4 protein-coding genes are annotated in these 1705 nt (G+C 53.4%); 1 reads left to right on the top strand and 3 read right to left on the bottom strand.

Translation table 11 applies throughout. From position 1 onward, the window contains the following. The 3 genes from BOW51_RS10565 to rpsU form a co-directional block, all read right to left on the bottom strand. A partial coding sequence (locus tag BOW51_RS10565; RefSeq protein ID WP_245828672.1) for a CHC2 zinc finger domain-containing protein occupies positions 1-412 on the bottom strand: 412 nt, incomplete at its 3' end. A 97-nt stretch (positions 413-509) separates the two neighbouring features. Then, positions 510-953, bottom strand: coding sequence for a GatB/YqeY domain-containing protein (locus BOW51_RS10560; protein ID WP_078477674.1), 444 nt, complete (start codon positions 951-953; stop codon positions 510-512). A 49-nt stretch (positions 954-1002) separates the two neighbouring features. Next, the gene (gene rpsU, locus BOW51_RS10555; RefSeq protein WP_043118548.1) at positions 1003-1218 is read right to left on the bottom strand and encodes a 30S ribosomal protein S21; all 216 of its coding nucleotides are present in this window, start codon (positions 1216-1218) and stop codon (positions 1003-1005) included. A 103-nt stretch (positions 1219-1321) separates the two neighbouring features. Here rpsU and BOW51_RS10550 point away from each other — a divergent pair. After that, the coding region (locus BOW51_RS10550) for a tRNA (adenosine(37)-N6)-threonylcarbamoyltransferase complex transferase subunit TsaD (RefSeq protein ID WP_503167679.1) at positions 1322-1705 on the top strand (384 nt) is incomplete at its 3' end.

The raw sequence follows: 1705 nt of genomic DNA, 5'->3' as shown, positions 1-1705 counted from the left end.
CAGCACTTTTTCCCTGTTGCTTGTCTTTCAGCTGTTGCTGGTAGAAATTGCTGGCTGCCTCGAGCAGGGCATAGACGGGCTGAAGGTCGGGGCCTTTTTGCACCGAGCCACCTTCATGCGGTACTTCAACTCCAGCCTGCTTGGCGAGTTCCTCGATGGCTTCGACAAAGCTGAGGTGTTCATACTCCATCAAAAAACCGATTGCGGTTCCATGCGCGCCACAGCCAAAGCAGTGGTAGAACTGTTTTTGCGGACTGACAGTGAAAGAGGGAGTTTTTTCAGTGTGGAACGGGCAGCAGGCCTGGAATTCGCTGCCGGCTTTTTTCAGCGGAACGCGATGCTCCACCACGTCAACAATGTCAACGCGGGCGAGTAACTGGTCGATGAATTCGTTTGGGATCCTGCCTGCCATTGCCGTAGTTTAACCTACATTGCAGTTTGTCAGGCGGGTTGATCGCTGCAACCCGGTTGGGCTGAGTGATAGCAGAAAGAGGTGCGGTGAAACAGGTTTAGCCAGTCAGCTTCTGCTTGACCAGCGCGCTGGCAGCACCCATGTCTGCCTTGCCCTGTAACTTGCCCTTGAGTTGCCCCATCACCTTCCCCATATCCTTGGGACCGCTGGCACCAGTTGCAGCGATGATCTCGTCGATCACTGCAAGTACCTCGTCTTCGGACATCTGCTCGGGAAGATATCCCTCGATGACGCCGATTTCGTAGGTCTCCTGGTCAGCGAGTTCAGTGCGGCCAGCATCTGTGTACTGGGTGACTGAATCACGGCGCTGCTTGACCATCTTGGTCAGTACACCGGTGATATCCTCGTCGGAGAGTTCTTCACGCGTATCGACCTCGACTTGCTTGACAGCTGCAAGAATCAGGCGAATAACGCCAAGACGTGACTTGTCACCACCTTTTATGGCGGCTTTCATGTCTTCCGTGAGCTGCTGTTTAAGCATGAGGGATACCGGGAGGCTAGAGTCGGTTTTCGGTCAGTACAGTATTAACTTAGTACTGACGATCGAAACGACGGCTTTCGCGAGACACCTTCTTCATGTTGCGCTTGACTGCTGCTGCAGCTTTACGCTTACGCTCGGAGGTTGGCTTCTCGTAGAATTCGCGACGGCGAACCTCGGCAAGAACGCCTGCTTTTTCACAGGAGCGTTTGAAACGTCGCAGTGCGACTTCAAAGGGTTCGTTATCTTTAACGCGTACGCTTGGCATGTCTTTCCTCAGAAAAGAATCAATTTAATTACCGGTAAATATTGACCGGAAGGCAATAAAGCGCGAAATTGTAGTCGATTTCAGCCAAATTGCAAAATTTCTAATGAAGATTCTTGGAATAGAGACCTCCTGCGACGAAACCGGCGTCGCCATTTATGACTCAAATGAGGGTCTGATTGGCAACCTTGTACATAGCCAGATCGATGTCCACGCCCCTTATGGTGGCGTGGTGCCAGAACTGGCGTCGCGCGATCATGTGCGGAAAACTATCCCGTTAATCAAGCAGTTACTGGAGGAGCAGGGGCTGCAAGAGAGCGATATTGATGGTGTCGCCTATACCCGGGGGCCGGGGCTGGTCGGTGCATTGCTGGTCGGTGCGGCCGTGGGCCGCAGCATCGCCTGGGCCTGGAATGTGCCCGCAATCGGAATTCATCATATGGAAGGGCATTTGCTCGCTCCGCTGCTCGAGAGTCGCCAACCGGAGTTT

The sequence above is a fragment of the Solemya elarraichensis gill symbiont genome, assembly GCF_002021095.1.
Classification (GTDB): Bacteria; Pseudomonadota; Gammaproteobacteria; order Chromatiales; family Chromatiaceae.
Note: the sequence above shows the minus strand (reverse complement) of the source record. Positions and strands in the feature narration are given on the sequence as shown.

Excerpts from the sequence above, each read along its gene's own strand:
- BOW51_RS10560 (WP_078477674.1), bottom strand. The coding sequence starts at position 953 with ATGCTTAAACAGCAGCTCACGGAAGACATGAAAGCCGCCATAAAAGGT.
- rpsU (WP_043118548.1), bottom strand. The coding sequence starts at position 1,218 with ATGCCAAGCGTACGCGTTAAAGATAACGAACCCTTTGAAGTCGCACTG.